Below are 18,309 nucleotides of genomic sequence, written 5' to 3'. Positions count from 1 at the left end.
TCAGCCGTGCACGGAGCGACTGTCAGCGGGCACGGCCGCCCGGTCCTTCAGACCGTAATCCCGCACGACGTGCGCCACCCGCAGGCGGTAGTCGCTGAACACGCCTCCCCGGCCTTCGCGCTGGGCTTCACGGTGGGCCTCCTGGCGCCGCCATTCCGCCACCGCTGCCTCGTCGCGCCAGTAGGACAGGGACAGCAGCTTCCCCGGTGCGCTGAGACTCTGGAAGCGCTCGATGGAGATGAAGCCGTCGATGTCCGCCAGCAGGGGCCGCAGCTCCGCCGCGAGGTCCAGGTACCGCTGCCGATGCGACTCGTGTGCCCAGACCTCGAAGATGACAGCAATCATTCCAGTCCTCCCAGGACGCGGGTGTTGGTGGAAGCACGCCAGGTGACGGGGCCCGACAGCGGCGACAGGTCCAGGCCGCTCGCGAGCACACACGCCGCCGCCGCCGTGGCCATCGTCGTCGCGAGCAAGGGCCCAGGACAGGCATGCGAGCCCAGGCCGAAGGTGAAGGTCTGGCGCCCCGCGCGCCCTGGCAGGAAGGCGTCGGGCTGGGGATTCTCCAGCGGATCCCGATTCGCGGCGGCGAGCACGACGACCACGGTCGCGTCGGCATCCAGCGTCTGACCCGCGACGGTCGCGGCGGCATGGGTGAAGCGTCGCGTGTTCTGGACTGGGGAGTCGTGACGAGCCGCTTCCTGGACCACGTCGTCCATCGTGCACGCGCCCCGTGAGAGCTGTTCACGCAGCTCGGGCATGCGAGAGAAGGCCCGCAGCGTCGCGCCCAGAAGGCCGGCCGTCGCTTCATACGCCTGGGTGAGCAGGCCCACGGTGTTGGGAATGCGCAGGTCCTCCGAGCCGTGGCCTTCCATGAGCCGGGCCGTGAACGCGGTCCTCGCCGTGGACTGGAAACAGGCCGCCACGCGTTCGTGCAGCCTCGCCGCACCCTCGCTGTCAGCAGGGGGCCCGGCGACCGAGCGGACATAGGCATCCACGTCCCGCACGCTCGCCTCCAGCGTGTCTTCCGGGAAGCCCAGCAGTGACCCCAGCACGAACACGGGAAGCTGGAGGGCGGCGTCCGGCAACCGTGACAGCGAGGGCGCTGCGAACAGCCGTGCCGCCCAGCGGCGGCTCTCTGCTTCGACCTCCCGAGGCGCCAACGGCAGTGCACTTGAAAGTGTCTGCTTCACGGCGGGGTAGGGGCCTCCATCGTTCATCCGCACCAGCCGTCCAAAGAGGGCCCCGGCGGCGGTGCCCACCAGATGCGGAGGCACCGGCTCCGACCGTGGCCGGACCCGGCAGTGCTCGCTCGTGAGCACCGCGCGGACGGTGGCCGCATCCGCCGCGATCCATGGCCCGAAGCCGGGGACGCGGTGCAGGCCGCCCCGGGCTCGAAGCTCCGCGTAGTAGGGGTACGGGTCGGGATGGGTGACGGCTTGATACGGGTCGGTGGGCGGTGTCATCGGTCCTCGTTGCCGGGCACTCTGCTGCCGTTGCCATGTCCGTGTGCTAGGAAATGGTTCGTCATGGAGCGAACGATGAATGCAGGACCGGACCTCGCGACGCTGGCCACGGCCGTGGGGGACGCCACGCGGATCCGGATGCTGGAGCTGCTCATGGAGGGGCGGGCGCTCGTCGCGAAGGAGTTCGCGTTCGGTACGGGCGTCAGCCCCGCGACGGCGACCGCGCACCTCCAGCGGTTGGAGCAGGCCCGGCTGGTCCGCGCCACCCGGCAGGGGCGCAACAAGGTGTTCCGGATCGCCACGCCCACCGTGGCGCGGATGGTGGAAGCGCTGATGACCGTGGCGGTCCGGGGGCCCCGTGTGTCAGCGACTCCGGAACCCCTGCGGGCCGCGCGCTACTGCTACGACCATCTGGCGGGCAGATTGGGCATGGGCATCACCGACGCGCTCCTGCGGGCCGGGCACCTGTCCCTTCGCAGACGCGCGTTCGCGCTCACCCCAAGCGGCGAGGCGTGGTTCCAGGACTTCGGCATCGACCTGGCGCCCGTGCGCGAGCAGCGGCGCCACTTCGCCCACCGGTGCCTGGACTGGAGCGAGCGGCGAGACCACCTCGCGGGGGCGCTGGGCGCGGCGCTCGCGGCCCGGGTGTTCTCATTGGGGTGGGTGGAACGTCAGCCTGACTCGCGCGGCCTCATCGTCACGCCCGGAGGCCAGCGGGGGCTCAAGCGTCACTTCGGCGTGCTGTAGGCCGCGGCGTTTGTGTCCGCGCGCTCCCGGGTGCGCTGGATGGCGACGGAGACCGCTTCGCCCACGACGCGCGGCAGACCGTGGGCGTCCATCGCCTTCAGCCCCGCCTCGGTGATGCCTCCCGGGGTCGCGATCTCCGTGATGAGGCGAGGGGTGGTGGCGCCGGGTTCGGCCAGCAGCTTCGCCGCGCCAATGAGCGTTTCCTTCGCGAGCGCCGCCGCTTCCGCCGCGTCCATCCCGTGCGCCATGGCGGCCTGGGCCAGGGTCTCCACGAAGCGGAAGACATACGCGGGGCCCGTGCCGCACACGCCCGTGCAGACCGTGAGTGCTTCCTCGGTCATCCACATCGGCCGTCCCGTCGCGGCGAAGACGGACTCGGTGGCTTGCCTCGCGGTCTCCGTCGCCCGGGTCCCGGCCGTCAGGGGCGTCACGCCTGCTCCCACGCGCACGGGTGTATGGGGCAGGGCGCGGATGACAGAGACGCAGGAGGGCAACGCCGCTTCCAACTGCGCGAGTCGCAAGTCCGCGGAGAGCGACACCACGGTCTGCCCCGGTTCCAGGGCAGGCGAGATGACCGCCATCAGCTCCCGCAGCTGCGCCTGCCGCACGGCCAGCAGGATCACCCCCGCGCCCCGCACCGCCTGCGCGTTGTCCATGAGGACGTGCACGCCATGCCGGGAGCGCAGCTCCTCCCCGCGCTCGGGCCGGCGCACCGTGACGCGAAGGTCCGACGAACGCACGTGGCCGGACCGCAACAATCCCAGGATGAGGGCTTCAGCGATCTTGCCGCCGCCCAGGAGGACGACGGGGGCGGGGATGGAATGGGACGCCATCGCTGAAGCCTAACCTCAAGTGGGCAGCCCGGAGTTCTCAACAGAGGCCGTGACCCGGTGTTCTCCGCGACGGCGCGCGCCTTGGCTGGGCGCAGCAATGGAGCTCGACGGGATGCGGGAGCGGACGGAAATGCGGACCCACGAACCGATGCGCCCGCCCGGGCCCGGTTCCCTCCAAACCTGTCCGACAGTCGGACAGGTTTCCGCCACACGAGGCCTGGGGGCGCGGCGGCCCTTCGGATCCGCATCGTCATGCGTGCGCGAACTCCACCAGGTGAGGGCTCGGACAGGGGCACCCGCCCGGGCCCGGTTCCCTCCAAACCTGTCCGACAGTCGGACAGGTTTTCGACGCATGCGGCCCGGGGCCGCACTGGCCCGGCGGGCGACGCGAAGGGTGTGCCTCGCGCCCATGTCAGACCCCTGTGGTTGGATGGCGACGCTGGGACGAGGAGGGGATGGTGATGGTGGGGCTCGTGGCGTTTGTGGGGGAGCAGTTCGAGCGTGGGTTGTCGCTGGGGGGACTGCCGGCCCGCGCGCAGTTCGGCTCGGAAGCGAAGCTGGCGCGTCTCTATGGAGCATGCCGGGCCACAGCGCGCGAGGCGCTGCGGTGGCTGGCGGCGCGGGGCTTGATGGTGCAGCCCCCCAGGCGCAATACGCGCGCGGTCACCGTGGATGAGTCGTTGACGCTGGAGAAGATGCGTCCTCCCGAGCCTTGCTCCCGCGCTGGATTCGTCAACGCGCTGCTTGCCACCCACTCAAAGTTTCACGCCCACCGTGGTGCGCAGCTGCGTGTCCAGCGCTGGCACCGTCGCGGGCGGCGCGCTGTCGTAGGTGAGGTTGAAGCCGATGCCCACCGTGACGCGGGGATTGGGCGTCACCGCGAAGATGGTCTCGTTGAGCACGCGCAGGTCGGAGGGGCGGGTGACTCGCGGCTGGAAGTAGACCGTCTCCACGAGGTTGATGTTCTCCATCAGCTTCACCCGGCCCAGCAGATAGCTGGAGACTCGCGGGTCCATGTAGCGGTCTCCCGCGTCCGGCTCGCCGTCCTTGCGCAGCCGCTCGTACTCCAGCATCAAAGCCACCCCGAAGGTGAACCCCAGGCGGTCCTCGTTGAGCAGGACGAAGCGCGGACCCGCGCCCAGCAGGGCACGGAGCTGGAGCCTGCGGAACTCGTTGTATTCATGCTGGGCGAATACCTCTCCCGACAGCACGTCGGTGAACCAGCGCCGGTAGCGCACGTGCTCCAGCACCTGGCTGACGATGCGCTCGCCACTGGCGAACGAATACTCACCTCGGATGACGCCCAGCCAGACGCCGCGCTCGGAGCGCAGCTGGCCCACCAGGGAGCCGCGGATGGAGAACAGCTCCGTGCTGCCCGTTCGCCAGTCGCCTCCCAGCTCGATGGCCGCGGCCGGCCCCGGCTCCGCCTTCTCGTCGAAGAGCGCCTGTACGTTGACGATCTGTGCCGCCGCGCCGCTCGTGTGGAGCAACACCACCAGCACCACCCACCCACCTGGTTTCAGGAGACCCATGCACCACTGCTGTGCCTGCTCGGGCGCTCCCGTTCAACCCTGTTGTGGGGGGCCTGTGCGTCGGCCCAGCGCTTGACGCCAACGGTGGAGCGGAGCATGCCTGCGCCGTTTCCCAGGCCCTTGCCCCGTCCGGAGTCCGTCCATGCAGGTTCACATCATCGATGCCTTCACCCGCACCGCCGGTGCAGGAAACCGCGCGGGCGTGGTGCTCGACGCCTCGGCGCTGGAGGTCCCCACGATGCAGCGGACCGCCGCGGCCGTCAGCGCGTCGGAGACCGCGTTCCTGCTGTCCCGGCCCGGCGACGCCACCGTGCGCCTGCGCTACTTCACGCCCGTGGACGAGATTCCCTTCTGCGGCCACGCCACGGTGGCCACCTTCCACCTGCTCGCGGAGAAGGGGCTCCTGCGAAGCCCGGGGACGTACACGCTGGAGTGCCCCGGCGGCACGTTCGACATCGAGCTGGAGCCCCAGGGGGCGCACGGGTCGCGGGTGTGGATCGCCACGCCCCCGCCGCCCGCGCAGCCCAACCCCGTGGCGCTGGACGCGCTGATGGCCACGCTGGGCGGGACGGCGTCACAGGTGGACCCGTCGCTGCCGGTGATCCGCCAGGGCCACCGGCTGGTGGTGCCCCTCCGGCGGCTCGCGGACCTGGAGGCCCTGACGCCGCGAGGCGCGGCGATGAACGCGCTGCTGATGCCGCACGGCATGCGCGGCGTCTACCTCTTCACCCGCGAAGCGAAGGAGGAGGGGAGCGTGGCCCAGGCGCGCTACTTCGTCCCGGGGTTCGGCATCCTGGAGGACCCCGTGACGGGCTCCGCCGCGGGACCGCTCGCGGCCTACCTCGCCGAGCACGGGAGCCTTCGCCTCCCGGAGCACGGCGGCACGGTGTCGAGCCGCATCGAACAGGGTGACACGCTCGGCAAGCCGGGCCGCATCGACATCCAGGTCACCGGCCGGCCAGGCCACATCGAGCGCGCCCGCGTCGGCGGAGTGGCCCTCACCGTGATGGACGCCACGCTGCTTGCGTAGCGAGGCTCCCGTGAACGCCGGACCGCGTGGCCCCGGACCCTTGATGGGCCCGCCGCGCACCTCCAGGTTTGGGTCGGGATGATTCCATCCCCGCTTGAGTGACCGGTGCGGTCCGGCGGCCGGGCGCCAGCCGGCTCCACCGGGGAAGGACGTCATGGCAACCGACAACAGAAACCCAGGCGCGCAGGGGGGGCCCTCCTCCTCGCACGCCATGAAGAAAGCCCAGGCCGGAGTGCCGGGCGCTACCTCGGAGGGACAAGACCCCAGGACGGGCGCTGGCATCTCCCGCCGCGAGTCTCTTGCTCCCGGCATCGGCAGGGAAGCCGTGCCCCTGAGCCCGTTCGGACTGCTGGGCAGGATGATCGAGGACATGGACCAGCTCTTCACCGGCATTGGAGGCCGGGGCCTCGCCGCCCGGAGCGGCGTGCTGGACGAGGGCCTCTGGTCACCGCAGGTGGACGTGCTGGAGCGGAACGGAAGCCTCATCGTGAGGGCCGACCTGCCGGGAATGAGGCAGGAGGACATCAACGTCGAGCTGCTGGATGACCTGCTCATCATCGAGGGCGAGCGCTCCTTCGAGCTGGAAGAGGAAGAGGAGGCCGAAGGCATCTGGCTCCTGGAGCGCAGCACCGGGCTGTTCCGCCGCGCCATTCCGCTTCCGGAAGGCATCGACACGGAGTCGGTCCAGGCGAACTTCGAGAACGGCGTCCTGGAGATCTCCCTGAAGCTTCCGGAGGAGCTGCCCCAGGGCAAGCGCATCGAGGTGAAGGGAGGCTCGCGCGAGCAGGCCCGCCGGATGACGCGCGGGAAGCCCATCCACTGAGGGAGGGGAGCCTGCGTCAGTGCGTGTGCCGGCGGCCCTCGTCCTCCACGACGGCCGCCGCCACCTGCTCCGCTGAGCCGCGCAGCTCCTCCTCGGGCGGCGAGTGCCAGGACTCGAAGGCGAACAGCTTCCGCATCAGCTTTCCGGCCTGATACCCCGGACGCAGCTCGATGGCGTCGAACATCCAGGCCAGCGCCTCGTCCGCGAAGGTGTACCAGGACTCCTCGCAGCCCGTGGCGTCCATGGTGAGGTTCATCGTGGTGACGATTCCATCCGACAGGGCCAGCGTCCGGATGTCATTGTCGTCGGGGCCCGAGGGCAGGTTCCGCTTCAGCGCCTGGAAGTGGGCATCCAGCTTGAACAGCCATTCGCGCGACCGCTCCAGCGCGTCGATGATGAGCTGGATGTTGTATTCCACGCCCATGTTCGGGGTGGGCTTCTGTCTGAAGAAACGGTGGCACCAGCAGTAGCCCCCGAAGCTCTCATTGCCCAGATACAGCCCCGTCTCCGTGTACCAGGGCCCCAGGTTCTGGTTGAGCATCCGCTGGATGTGTTTCGCCATCGTGTCGTGCTGCTCGTCCGTGAGCTTGCGCGTCCCTGGGGGCACGCGCGGCGTCAGGTACTCTCGCAGCATCCGGATGAGCTTCTCCGGGTCATAGCCATCCAGGCTGTCGCGGATGAGCAGCCAGTGCCCCAGGGCCGACCTGCTCATACGGCCACCTCCGCCACCCGCGCCGCCGCCTCACGGAGAGCCTCCGGGGGAGGCGCAATCCAGGATGTGAAGACGAAGGCCGTGTCCAACTGCTCCTGCGTGGCCTCCGACAAGGGCAGCTCCATTGCCTCGATGCACCACGTCATGGCGTCCTGCGCGACCTGGTACCAGGTCTCCTCGCAGGACGTCGTCTCCGCCGTCAGGTCCACGGTCCGCACCAGCCCTTCCGCGAGCGCCTTCGCCCGGAGAGCCTTGTCGTCGGCCGCCAACTCGAGCTGACGGCGCGAGGCCTGATACACGCCGTCCAGCGCGTACAGGAACGAACGGATCCGCTCCAGCGCCTCCAGCATGAGCTGGATGTTCTCATCCACATCCAAGGTCCGATGCGGCGGGTTCTGGTTGAAGAACGAGTGGCACCAGCAATAGCCCCCCAGCACCTCATTGCCCAGGGGCAGGCCGCTCTCGATGTACCAGGGACCCAGCTCGGCCTGGAGCAGGTCCTGCACGGCGTTCTTCGCCTGCTTGAGTCGGCTTGTGTGAATGCTTCCGGTCCGCAGGGGGGCCAGGGCCTCCCTCAGCCGGGACGCCAGCGATTGCGGTGAGTAGGCATCCAGGCTGTCGCGGATGCGGCGCCACGTGAAAGCCGATGCGTCACTGCTCATTCAGGCACCTCGTTGCGGCACGGGGCGTCCGGCCCCGCGATGGTCCGGGCCAGCAGCCTCGCCAGCCGCGTGTAGTTCACCGCGTCGCCCGGGCGCTTGGGCCACAGCACCACGGGCGCCAGCGGTGGCGTGGGCAGCCGGCCCCGGCGCAGCATGTATTCCAGCCACAGCCGCGCCGCGCGCGCGTTGCCGTCCGGGAAGGGGTGGAAGAAACACAGGTCCAGGTACAACCGCGTGGCATGTACCACCGGGTGACGCTCTTCCCGCGCGTCCGTCTCCACCTTGTCGCGGAAGGCCGCCTCCAGGCCGGGCGCGTGCGCATAGCGGTGCGCGCCACCCCTCGCGAAGGCGTCCCCGGTGCGAAAGCCCGTGGGCCCGCCCAGGAGCTCCGACTGGACCTCCACCATCCGGGAGAAGGTCAGCGGCTGGCCCGCGTCCGCGAGCCGCCGCACCCGGGCCAGGGCCCGCTCGAAGCGCTCCGTCCGCGCCGGTCCCTGGGCTTCATGGGCCGGTGCGTCATGGCGGTGCAGGAAGTCCTCCTGGGCCCCTGTCTCCCGGAAGGGCTGCCGCGCCGCCGCCGCCAGGTCCGCCCGGAGCGCGGGCAGCGCCCAGTCCAGGGCGCGCGTGGCCTCCCGGTGGGGCGCGAGCTGCTCGGTGGGGGATGGGGCTTTCACTCGGGGGACCGGGACGAAAACAGGGGGCGGAGAGCCCAGCATGGACGGGGCCGGGTGACAAACACCCCGGGCGGAGTGGCCCTCCCGTGGGTCACGGAGTGGAGCCTTGGCTCACAATTGCGTAAACAGGCCGTTCTGGCAGCAGGGAGAAGGCACTGAATGAAGACGTTCCTCGTGGTCAACCCGCGCAGCGCCAACGGGCAGACGGGGAAGCGATGGGTGGAGATCTCCGCGCAGGTGGGCAAGGTGCTCGGTGACTTCGGGTACGGCTTCACCAGCGGCGGCATGGATGCGGCGCGTCTGGCGCGGCAGGCCATCGACGATGGCTACGAGTGCATCGTCGCGGTGGGCGGCGACGGCACCCTCAACGAGGTCACCAACGGCTTCTTCCGCGACGGACAGGTCATCAACCCCCGGGCCACGCTGGGCCTGTTGCCCCGAGGCACCGGCGGCGACTTCCGCCGCACCTTCGGGTGGGACCTGGAGCTGACGTCCGCGCTGGAGCGGCTGCGCACGGAAACCACCGAGCCCTTCGACGTGGGGCGGCTGGAGTTCACCGACAACGACGGCAAGCCGGCCACGCGCTTCTTCTCCAACATCGCCTCGTTCGGCGTGAGCGCGGTGGTGGCCCGCGAGGTGAATCAGGGCAGCAAGGCGCTGGGCGGCAACCTGAGCTTCATGTGGGGCACGGTGAAGGGCCTCATCAAGTACCAGGAGCAGCAGGTGCGCCTCACGGTGGACGGCGGCGAGCCGGAGACGGTGAGCGTCACCGCGGTGGCCGTGGCCAATGGCCGCTACTTCGGCAGCGGCATGTTCGTGGCGCCTGACGCGGTGACGCACGACGGCCTCTTCGACGTCACCATCTGGTCCAACTACGGCCTGTCCGACTTCGTCCTCAAGTCCAAGGGCGTCTACAACGGCGACCACGTCACCTGGAAGGGCACGCGGCGGCTGCGCTGCCGCACGCTCCACGCGGAGCCGCTGACGGGCGACGTGTTCCTGGACGTGGACGGCGAGACGCCGGGCCGGCTGCCCTGCACCATGACGCTGTTGCCGGGCGCCATCCGCCTCAAGGTGTAGCGCCGGAGCGGGGCGAGCGCCGCGCGTCCTCCACGGGCGCGCCGACGCCGGGCGAGGCGGGTGTGGGGCGGTACCAGCTCGTCTGTCCAACCAGGTGCCGCGTGAAGCCGTCCTCCACCAAGGGCGAGGCCTCCGCGGCGCCCAGCACCAGGTAGCCGTCCGCGTGGAGCATCCGCCGCACGCGGGCGAGCACCGCGCGCCGGGTGGGCACGTCCCAGTAGATCATCACGTTGCGCAGGAAGACGAGATCCACGGGCGCTTCCAGCGGGAAGTCTTCCAGCAGGTTGAGCTGCCGGAACTCCACTGGCTTGCGCACCTGTTCGCTCAGCCGCCACCCGTCGCGCTCCTGGTGGAAGTAGCGCTGGCGCAGCTCGGGCGTCAGGCCGCGGTGGATCTCCTTCACGTCGTAGCGGGCCTCGCAGGCACGGAGGATCGCGCGGGTGGAGAAGTCGGTGGCGAGGATGCACACCGTCCATCCGGTGATGAGCAGCCCGGCCTCGGCCAGCGTCATCGCGACGCTGTAGGGCTCCTGGCCGTAGGCGCACGCCGCGCACCAGATGCGCAGGGTCCGCGTGCGGACGCGCTTCGCCAGCAGGGTGGGGAGCACCGTGGTGCGCAGGGCCTCGAAGACGCTCGCGTCGCGGAAGAAGGCCGTCTCGTGGTTGGCCAGCGCTTCCGCCAGGCGCTGGTGGAGCGGACTGCCCTCCGGCTGCGAGCGCAACCGGGAGACCAGGGCGGAGAGGTCCGGCAGCCGCTCCTCGCGCATGAGGGGCGTGAGCCGCGTCTCCACCAGCGCGTGCGTGTCTGACTCCAGCACGAGCCCGGAGCGGCGCAGCACGCGCTGCCGCAGGTACGCGAAGTCGTCGGGAAGCAGGGACATGTTCAGGTCCTCCGTCCGCGCGCGTCCACGCGCCGCGCCAGCTCCGGGGCCAGCGCCTCCAGGGGCATCACGGCATCCGCGAGCCCCGCCTGTTCCACCGCGCCCGGCATGCTGCCGGCGACGCAGCTGGCCTGGTCCTGCACCACCACCTGACCACCTGCCTCGTTCACCCGCCGGCAGCCGCGCAGCCCGTCCTGGCCCATGCCGGTGAGCACCACCGCCAGGACCCCCGCGCCGTACACCTCCGCCGCGGAGCGGAAGAGCAGGTCCACCGCCGGACGGCACGCGTTCTCCGCCGGCCCCTGGTGCGTGAGCAGCCGCACGCCCGTCGCATCCCGGCACACGGCCAGGTGGAAGTCGCCGGGGGCGACCCACACCGCGCCCGCCTGCACGGTGGCGCCCGTCACCGCCTCGCGCACGGTGAGCGGCGTCACCCCCTGCAACCGCTCCGCGAGCAGCCGGGTGAAGAGGGGCGGCATGTGTTGCACGATGAACACCGGCACCGGCAGGTCCGCGGGCAGCGCGGACACCAGGCGCACCAGCGCGCCCGGGCCTCCGGTGGACGCGCCGACGACGATGGCCTCCACCCGCGCGGGCATTCGAGGCCGGGACACGGGCTCGCGCGTCACCGGTGACGGCGAGGGCGCGGCGGACGGCGTGCGCACGTTCAGCGCCTTGAGCTTGCGCACCAGCTCATCCCGCACGGCCTCCACGGTGATGTTCATCCCGCCCGCGGACGTGGGCTTCGTCACGTAGTCGCGGGCCCCCAGCGCGAGCGCCTCCAGGGTCAACACGCCCGCGCGTTCGGTGAGCGCGCTGAACATCACCACGGGCAACTCTGGAGCGCGCTGGCGCAGGAGCTTCAGCGTCTCCAGCCCGTCCAGCTCCGGCATCTCCAGGTCCAACAGCACGACGTCCGGCTGGAACTGCTCCACCTTCGCCAGGGCGATGCGGCCATTGGGCGCGGTGGCGACGACCTCCAGGCCCGGGGCCGCGCCCAGCAGCAGCGACACCTGGCGCCGCACCACGGCCGCGTCGTCCACCACCAGGACCCGGATGGCGTTCATTCGCACCCGCTTCACCGCACCGCGTGCGCGACCGGGCAGCGGCCCGCGGGGGCGCTGGCGGCCCTCTCGCCATACACCTCGTGGCGCGGCCGGCTCGCGAGGATGGCGCTGGCGCCCCAGTCCGTCACGCGGTGGAAGGCCTCGGACGCGACGAAGGCGTCGAAGCCCTCGCGGCTGTGCCACTCGGAGACGATGAGGTAGCGCTCCGGCGCCCCCACGCTCTTGAACAGCTCCGTGTGCACGTGCGTCGGCAGCTTGCGCATCGCCTCCAGCACGAGCGCGAACTTCCGCTCGAAGGCTTCCGCCTTGCCTTCACGCACTTCGTAGTTCATGCCGATGGTGACCATCCGTCACCTCCTTGTCCGGGTTTCATTCGAGCCAGACCCGGACACGCCGGGGGCCCTCGTCCAGGTGGAACAACTCCGACGGCCGCAGCCCCGCCGCGACCGCCGCGATACCCATGGCCGCCGGATCCACGCCCCGCGCCGCCAGCTTGCGCGACAGGTCCTCCGGCAGCAGGTCCTCCAGGTGCGCCGTCACGTCCGCGCGGAAGGTCAGCGCGACGCGCGTGTGCCCTCCTTCCGTCACCTGGACCTTCAGGTAGCGCGCGGTGCCCTCCACGCGCGCCTCCGGTGGCGAAGGCGGGGGCGGCAGCGACGGGGCTCGGGCCTCGTCCAGGAGCGGCCCCCAGGCGATGGGCGCATCCAGCACGTCCAGGTGGCGCACCAGCCCGTGGAACGCGCGCAGGACGAACAGGAGCGACGCGGGCCCCGCTGCCCGGAAGTTCCAGCGGTGCGGCCCCAGCGCCTCGGTGAGCCGCTCGCCCAACCGCCAGCTTCGCGCGTGGAAGGCACGGTCCAGGAGGAAGGGCTCCAGCAGCACGCGGCTGACGGCGGGCAGCACCTCCGCCATGGGCTCCAGCAGCTCCGGCGCGAAGCCCAGCGTCACCCACGCGGACAGGAGCTGCTCCGGGCGCGGCGGAGTGCTCGGACACTTGAGGAGCGAGAGTAATCGCCCCAACCCCACGGCCAGCTCCGGCGGCAGCGGCTTCACGCAGCCGAAGTCGAGCACTCCCAGCACGGGCTTGCCGTCCGGTCCCCGCGACACGCGGTAGTTGCCCGGGTGCGGATCCGCGTGGAGCGCGCCCCACGTGAAGCAGCCGTGGAGGAACAGCCGCACCAGCGTGGTGGACAGCGCGCGGCGGTCCGCTTCGCTCCAGCGCCAGCCATCCGCGAGCGACGCCCCCTCCACCCAGGTCATCACCAGCAGGTCTTCCCGCGTGAGCGCGTCCACCGGCGCGGGGACGACGACGCCCGGCACGTCCGCCATGCGCGATCCCGCGTCCGACAGGGCCTGGGCCTCGTGGCGATAGTCCAGTTCGCCCTGGAGCATGCGGGCCAGCTCGTGGCGGTAGGCGGACAGGTCCAGCTTCCCGCGCCAGCCTCCCAGCGGCGCGGCCAGCCACCCCAGCGCGCGCAGATCATCCCGCACGGCCTCCGCGATGCCCGGGTGCCGCAGCTTCACGGCCACGGCGCGCCCGTCATGCAGCACGCCCCGGTGCACCTGGCCCAGCGACGCGGCGATGCCCACGCCGTCCAGCGACTTGAACACCTCCCGCCACGGACGGCCCAACCGGCGGGACACCTCCGCCAGCGCGGCCTCCGGCGCGAGCGGGGAGGGCGCCTCCGCGAGCGAACCGAACCCCGGCGTGTCCGCGCCCAGCTCCGCGAGCGTGAGCACCTGGCCCACCTTCTGGGGCAGCCCGCGCAGGCCCAACAGCCGCTGGGCCAGCTCGTGCCTCGCGCGCTCCTCGTCCTGGGGCCGGGACACCCGCCGCAGGCGCGTGGAGGCACGGGCCACCTGGCCCAGCTCCCACCACCGCTTCAATCCGGTTCGCACGTGACGTGGCTCCCTGGGCCTGACGCCGCCCGCGCTACTTCGTCCGCGCCGGCTTGTCGGAGGTGTCCACCTGCACGACCAGCCGTTGCAGCGACTGCGCCATGTGGGCCAGCTCCACCGCCGAGCGCTGCGTGCTGCCCGCGCCCTCGGTGGTGCTGCGCGCGGCCTCCGCCACGGCGGCCATGTTCTCGGAGATCTGCTGGCTGCCCTTGGCGGCCTCGCCCACGTTGCGGAGGATCTCTCCCGCGGTGGCCGTCTGCTCCTCCACGGAGGAGGCGATGGACGTCTGCAGCTCGTTGATGCGGCTGATGGTGGCGCCGATCTCCAGGATGGCGTTGACCACCTCCTCGGTGTCGCCCTGGATGGTGCCGATCTTCTGGCCGATGTCCTCCGTGGCGCGGGCCGTCTCGCGCGCCAGCTCCTTCACCTCGTTGGCCACCACCGCGAAGCCCCGGCCCGCCTCGCCGGCGCGGGCCGCCTCGATGGTCGCGTTGAGCGCCAGCAGGTTCGTCTGCTGCGCGATGGAGGTGATGACCTTGATGACCTTGCCGATCTCCTGGCTGCTCGTGCCCAGCTTGCCGACGACGTTGGACGTGGAGTCCGCGAGCTTCACCGCGGACGCGGCCACCTTGGCGGCGGAGCTCGCGTTGCGCGCCACCTCGCGGATGTTCGCGTTGACCTCCTCCATGCCGGACGCGACGCTCTGCACGTTGCGGCTGACCTGTTCGGCGCCAGCGGACACCTGGGTGGCCTGCGCCGCGGTCTCCTGGGCGTTGCTCACCATCTGCTGGCTGACGCTGGACAGCTCCTGCGACGACGCGGCGAGCGTCTGCGAGTGCTGCGTCACCTCCTGGAAGATGCCGCGCAGGGTGGTGTCCAGATCCTGCTCGCGCTGCTGCACGGCGAGCTTCTCCGTGATCAGCTCCCACGTCACCATGGGGCCCAGGTAGCGGCCCTGGCCGTCGTACACCGCCGTCACCAGCAGGTCCGCGGTCTCCGGGCCAATGGGGATGTTCGCGCGCACCGGCAGGTTCTTGTCGTTGGACAGGATCTTCCGCTGGTACGTCACGTCCCGGTGGAAGACGTCGATGTGGGAGCCCAGCACCCGGTCCGCGGCGACGGGCAGGTGCTTCTCCACGCGCTGCAACAGCCGGCGCGAGGCGGGGTTCAGGTAGATGATCTTCAGGTCCAGGTCGGCCACCATCACGCAGGTGGGCGCGTTCTCCATCATGGCCCTGAGGCGCGCCAACTCCGTGTCCGCGCGCTGCTGATCCGTGACGTCCGTCCACGTCACCACGTAGCCGGTGAGCGCTCCGCCCCGGCCCGAGATGCCGTCGATGCGCGCCTTGAGCAGGGTGGGGCCCACCGCGAAGTGGGCCTCATGCGGCAGCGCGGAGGGATCCAGCAGCCGCTCCTCCTCCAGCCGTAGCTGATGCTCGAAGTGGGCGAGGAAGTCGCCGCCCGCGTCCCCCGCGCCGTCGCGGAGGCCAGACGCCTGGTCGATGCGCTCGATGGCCTCCGAGGAGGACGCGTTCGAGAAGACGATGGCCAGGTCCGTGTCCAGGACGAACAGGTTGACGCTCGCCGCGTCCAGCACCGCCTCGCTCAGGGCTCCTTCGAGCGGCGTGGGCGCGCGGCGGCGCGAGGACCGGGCCGCGGGTGCGGACGCCACGGCGACCCGGCGTCCCTCCGTCCGGGAGGCACGCGCCGGAGCACGCTTCACGGCGGCGGTCCGCGAGGCGGCCTTCGCCACGGGCCTGCTCACGGTGTCGTCCTGCCTCGTGCCCACGGCGGCCAGCACCTCGCGGGCGATGGGGCCCGGCACGTCCAGGTCATCCAGCACGGTGGCCAGGTGTTCGGCGACGCGCCCGAAGTGATGGGGCTTGAGCTCCATGCGCGCGTGCACTTCGCGCATCGACGGGCCCTTGTAGACGGCCGGCCCGCCCAGGTGCTGGGTGAGGAACGCGACCATCTGGCGCTGCAGCTGGAGCATGTCCGCGCGGCGGAAGTAGGGCTTGAGCAGGGCGTCCGTCATCACCCGCGCGTAGAGCTTCTGCACGGCGGCCGTCAGGGGGGCCTTGCCGCCCAGGCGCTGGAAGAGGGTGGTTTTCACGGCGGGCGCGGTCGGGCGGGCCATCAGCGGGACTCCTGGGGAAGCACGGGGGGGGAAGGGGAGGCGGACGCGTTGGACGCGGGTGAGAGCCCGTCCACCACCGCGTCCGCGGACAACACGAGCAGCAGCCGGTCCGGCAGCGCATGGACACCCAACAGCAGCGAGCGCAGCGGCCCGCGCAGGTTGTCCGGCAGCGGCGCCAGGTCCGACTGCTCGAAGGGGAGGATGTCGCCAATGGCATCCACGCGAAGGCTCACCGCGCCTTCGTCGCCGCGCAGCACGACGTGGGGCGCGTCCGCGGGGGCGGTGCCTTCGGGCAGGTCCAGGCGGCGGCGCAGGTCGATGGCGGGGACGATCTGCCCGCGCAGGTTGAGCAGCCCCGCCACTTCCGGAGGCGCGCCGGGGACACGCGTGAGCGGGGGCGGGAGCAAAATCTCCTGCACGCGTTCGATGTCCAGGCCGAACAGGTGGTCACCCACCTGGAACGAGCACAGCTGGCGGAAGCCGCTCATGGCGCACCGCCTGTCAGCAGCTCCGGGTGCACGGCGCGCACGGTGCCCTCCACGTCCAGGAACTCGGTGGCCCGGGCCTGCACCACCATGGAGCCCAGCACGCCCGGGCGGCGCGTCTCGCGCTGGAGCGCGAGCTCCACCTCCGCGACGTCGAGGATGGCGTCCACCACCAGCCCCACGCGCGTGTCCGCGTGCTGGGTGACGACGACGGACAGCGACTCGCCCAGGGTGACCTGGAGGTGCTGCGTGATCCGCTCCGTCGCGCCGGGCCTCGCCTCCAGCACGGAGGCCACGTGCACCAGCGGCAGCAGCTGCCCGTGGTAGCGCGCCATCTCCATGCCTCCGCTCATCCGCTCCACGTCCGATGCGGGCAGCTCCTCCAGCCGGGCCACGCGCGACAGCGGAATGGCCACGCGGCCCTCCGCGCCATTGCGGCACAGCAGCACCCGCTCGCGTGTCTCCTGCGGGGCCGGTGCTTCCGCGGCCTCCGGAATGACGACCTGGGCCTGTGCCTCCGTGACGGTGCCCACGCGGCGGCCCAGGCCCATGGCGTCCAGGATGAGCGCCACGCGCCCGTCGCCCAGCACCGTCGCGCCCGCGTAGCAGGCCAGCCCCTTCAGGTGCTTCCACAGCGGCTTGACGACGATCTCCTCCGTGTCGTGGATGGCGTCCACCCACAGCCCGAAGGTGCGCTCACCGGCCTGAAGCACGACGACGGTGGCGCCCTCGTCCAGGTCCGGCATCGCCGGCCCCACGCCCAATTCGGCGGCGAGCACCACCAGCGGCAGCAGCTCCCCGCGCAGCCGCAGGACGCACGCGCCCTGGATGCGGGTGATGTCCTTGCGCGCTTGGGTGGGCTCCAGGAACACCACCTCCCGCAGGGAGGCCTGCGGCAGCGCGTAGCGGTCTCCCCGGCAGGTGACGAGCAGCGCCGGGATGATGGCCAGCGTGAGGGGAATCTTCAGGGTGAACGTCGTGCCCTGGCCGGGCCGGCTGTGCACCTCCACGGTGCCGCCAATGCGCTCCACCTGCGAGCGCACCACGTCCATGCCCACGCCCCGGCCGGACAGCGACGTGACGCGCTCCGCGGTGCTGAAGCCCGGCATGAAGATGAGCGTCAGCGCTTCCGCGTCCGGCATCCGCGCCGCCTGGTCGGCCGTGAGCAGGCCCCGCTGCGCCGCGACCTGCCGCACGCGCTGCACGTCGATGCCCGCGCCGTCGTCGGACATGCCCAGGTGCACGAGCCCGCCCTCATGCGAAGCGCTCAGCGTCAGGCACCCCACGGGCGGCTTGCCCGCGGCGAGGCGCTGCTCGGGCGTCTCCACGCCGTGGTCCACGGCGTTGCGCAAGAGGTGGGTGAGCGGATCATGCAGCGCCTCCACCAGCGTCTTGTCCAGCTCCGTGTCCGCGCCCTGCAGTTGCAGCCGCACCTGCTTGCCGCACCCGTGCGCCAGCTCCCGCACCAGCCGGGGGAAGCGGTTCCACACCTGGCCCACCGGCTGGAGCCGCGTCTTCATCACCACCTGCTGCACCTGCGTGGTGACGACGTCCAGCCGCTGCGACGCGGTGAGCAGGTCCGCGCCCGGCGTGGGCGAGGCCGCGCACTGAAGGATGCGGTTGCGAGCCAGCACCAGCTCGCCCATCAGGTTCATCAACCGGTCCAGCAGCGCCACGTCCACGCGCAGCTTGGAGTCCACCCCGGTCGCGGCGCCGCGCCAGGGCAGGGCGCCCGGAGGCGTCAGGGGCTCGGACACCTCCAGCGGCGCGGAGCCCGCCGCGGCGCCCGCCATGCGAGCGAGCAGCGCGGAGTGGTCCACCGCGGGCTCCAAGCCTGTCGCCTCGATGTGCTCCAGCGTCCCGCGCGCCGCGTCCGCCGCTGCCAGGAGCGTGGACACACGTTCGCGGTCCAGCACCAGGCGCCGGTCGCGCGCCAGGCCGAGCATCTCCTCGGCGGCGTGCATCAGCGCCTCCAGGCGGCTGAAGCCCAGGAAGCCGCAGGTGCCCTTCACGGTGTGCAGGGCCCGGAACAGCTGCGCGAGCAACGGCTGCGAGCCCGGCCGCGCCTCCAGCTCCAGCACCGTCGCCTCGATGCTCTGCACGTGCTCGCGGGACTCGATGAGGAACTCCCGCATCACGTCGTCCCAGCCCGGAGTGTCACTCACGGACAGCACGCCCTTGGACGGAAGTCCACATAGACTGTATGTGTTTGATGAGACGGATTTGACTGGCGCTGCCCATGGGCAACGGCCCCCCCGACCCACAAGACTCCGGAGTCGAAGTCC

At 71.3% G+C, this 18,309-nt stretch carries 18 protein-coding genes; 4 read left to right on the top strand and 14 right to left on the bottom strand.

From position 1 onward, the window contains the following. Positions 1-345 (bottom strand): antibiotic biosynthesis monooxygenase, encoded by a 345-nt coding sequence (locus tag D7X30_RS25885; protein WP_120565638.1) that lies wholly within the window; start codon positions 343-345, stop codon positions 1-3. Next, positions 342-1,463: a cytochrome P450 gene (locus D7X30_RS25880; protein ID WP_120565637.1), complete on the bottom strand. Its 1,122-nt coding sequence runs from the start codon at positions 1,461-1,463 to the stop codon at positions 342-344. The genes D7X30_RS25885 and D7X30_RS25880 overlap by 4 nt, the downstream gene beginning before the upstream one ends. 63 nt (positions 1,464-1,526) lie before the next feature. On the opposite strand from D7X30_RS25880, the gene D7X30_RS25875 reads away from it, so the two are divergent. Continuing rightward, the gene (locus tag D7X30_RS25875; protein ID WP_120565636.1) at positions 1,527-2,210 is read left to right on the top strand and encodes a helix-turn-helix transcriptional regulator; all 684 of its coding nucleotides are present in this window, start codon (positions 1,527-1,529) and stop codon (positions 2,208-2,210) included. On the opposite strand, the gene D7X30_RS25870 is transcribed toward D7X30_RS25875, so the two are convergent. Further along, the gene (locus D7X30_RS25870) at positions 2,192-3,043 is read right to left on the bottom strand and encodes a pyrroline-5-carboxylate reductase (protein ID WP_120565635.1); all 852 of its coding nucleotides are present in this window, start codon (positions 3,041-3,043) and stop codon (positions 2,192-2,194) included. The two genes, D7X30_RS25875 and D7X30_RS25870, sit on opposite strands and share 19 nt — an antisense overlap. Before the next feature lie 755 nt (positions 3,044-3,798). Further along, entirely contained in the window at positions 3,799-4,575 is a 777-nt protein-coding gene (locus D7X30_RS25865; protein WP_120565634.1) for a YdiY family protein, read from the bottom strand. Positions 4,576-4,717: 142 nt separating this feature from the next. On the opposite strand from D7X30_RS25865, the gene D7X30_RS25860 reads away from it, so the two are divergent. After that, the gene (locus D7X30_RS25860) at positions 4,718-5,605 is read left to right on the top strand and encodes a PhzF family phenazine biosynthesis protein (RefSeq protein WP_120565633.1); all 888 of its coding nucleotides are present in this window, start codon (positions 4,718-4,720) and stop codon (positions 5,603-5,605) included. Between the two features lie 325 nt (positions 5,606-5,930). After that, entirely contained in the window at positions 5,931-6,428 is a 498-nt protein-coding gene (locus tag D7X30_RS25855; RefSeq protein ID WP_158619377.1) for an Hsp20/alpha crystallin family protein, read from the top strand. 16 nt (positions 6,429-6,444) lie between these two features. Here the strand turns inward: D7X30_RS25855 and D7X30_RS25850 are convergent, their stop codons facing one another. From D7X30_RS25850 to D7X30_RS25840, 3 genes are read right to left on the bottom strand one after another with little or no spacing between them, the layout of a single operon-like run. Next, positions 6,445-7,140, bottom strand: a complete 696-nt coding sequence (locus D7X30_RS25850; protein WP_120565631.1) for a hypothetical protein — start codon at positions 7,138-7,140, stop codon at positions 6,445-6,447. Next, the gene (locus D7X30_RS25845) at positions 7,137-7,802 is read right to left on the bottom strand and encodes a hypothetical protein (protein ID WP_120565630.1); all 666 of its coding nucleotides are present in this window, start codon (positions 7,800-7,802) and stop codon (positions 7,137-7,139) included. Before D7X30_RS25845 ends, D7X30_RS25850 begins: the two co-directional genes overlap by 4 nt. Next, complete coding sequence (locus tag D7X30_RS25840) at positions 7,799-8,476, bottom strand: Fic family protein (protein ID WP_158619375.1); 678 nt, start codon at positions 8,474-8,476, stop codon at positions 7,799-7,801. The genes D7X30_RS25845 and D7X30_RS25840 overlap by 4 nt, the downstream gene beginning before the upstream one ends. A gap of 159 nt (positions 8,477-8,635) precedes the next feature. On the opposite strand from D7X30_RS25840, the gene D7X30_RS25835 reads away from it, so the two are divergent. Beyond that, on the top strand, positions 8,636-9,556 hold the full coding sequence (locus D7X30_RS25835; protein WP_120565628.1) for a diacylglycerol kinase family protein: 921 nt from the start codon (positions 8,636-8,638) through the stop codon (positions 9,554-9,556). On the opposite strand, the gene D7X30_RS25830 is transcribed toward D7X30_RS25835, so the two are convergent. The 7 genes from D7X30_RS25830 to D7X30_RS43660 are packed head-to-tail and all read right to left on the bottom strand — an operon-like array spanning position 9,546 to position 18,189. Continuing rightward, positions 9,546-10,436 (bottom strand): protein-glutamate O-methyltransferase CheR, encoded by an 891-nt coding sequence (locus tag D7X30_RS25830; protein WP_120565627.1) that lies wholly within the window; start codon positions 10,434-10,436, stop codon positions 9,546-9,548. The two genes, D7X30_RS25835 and D7X30_RS25830, sit on opposite strands and share 11 nt — an antisense overlap. Before the next feature lie 2 nt (positions 10,437-10,438). Further along, positions 10,439-11,503: a chemotaxis-specific protein-glutamate methyltransferase CheB gene (cheB, locus tag D7X30_RS25825; protein ID WP_120565626.1), complete on the bottom strand. Its 1,065-nt coding sequence runs from the start codon at positions 11,501-11,503 to the stop codon at positions 10,439-10,441. Between the two features lie 11 nt (positions 11,504-11,514). Next, a complete protein-coding gene (locus D7X30_RS25820) occupies positions 11,515-11,850 on the bottom strand; it encodes an antibiotic biosynthesis monooxygenase (protein ID WP_120565625.1) in 336 nt (111 codons plus the stop codon). 22 nt (positions 11,851-11,872) lie between these two features. Then, complete coding sequence (locus tag D7X30_RS25815; RefSeq protein ID WP_120565624.1) at positions 11,873-13,402, bottom strand: AarF/ABC1/UbiB kinase family protein; 1,530 nt, start codon at positions 13,400-13,402, stop codon at positions 11,873-11,875. Positions 13,403-13,436: 34 nt separating this feature from the next. Further along, a complete protein-coding gene (locus D7X30_RS25810) occupies positions 13,437-15,539 on the bottom strand; it encodes a methyl-accepting chemotaxis protein (protein WP_120565623.1) in 2,103 nt (700 codons plus the stop codon). Beyond that, positions 15,539-16,027 (bottom strand): chemotaxis protein CheW, encoded by a 489-nt coding sequence (locus tag D7X30_RS25805; protein ID WP_120565622.1) that lies wholly within the window; start codon positions 16,025-16,027, stop codon positions 15,539-15,541. Before D7X30_RS25805 ends, D7X30_RS25810 begins: the two co-directional genes overlap by 1 nt. Next, positions 16,024-18,189 carry a chemotaxis protein CheA gene (locus D7X30_RS43660; protein ID WP_199724548.1) on the bottom strand — a complete coding sequence of 722 codons (2,166 nt, stop codon included), beginning with the start codon at positions 18,187-18,189 and terminating at the stop codon, positions 16,024-16,026. Before D7X30_RS43660 ends, D7X30_RS25805 begins: the two co-directional genes overlap by 4 nt. Positions 18,190-18,309: the final 120 nt, after the last annotated feature.

It is taken from the genome of Corallococcus sp. AB011P, assembly GCF_003611605.1.
GTDB classification, from domain to species: Bacteria; Myxococcota; Myxococcia; order Myxococcales; family Myxococcaceae; genus Corallococcus; species Corallococcus coralloides.
The sequence above is the reverse complement of the archived record's forward strand: the minus strand, read 5'-3'. Positions and strand labels throughout refer to the sequence as shown.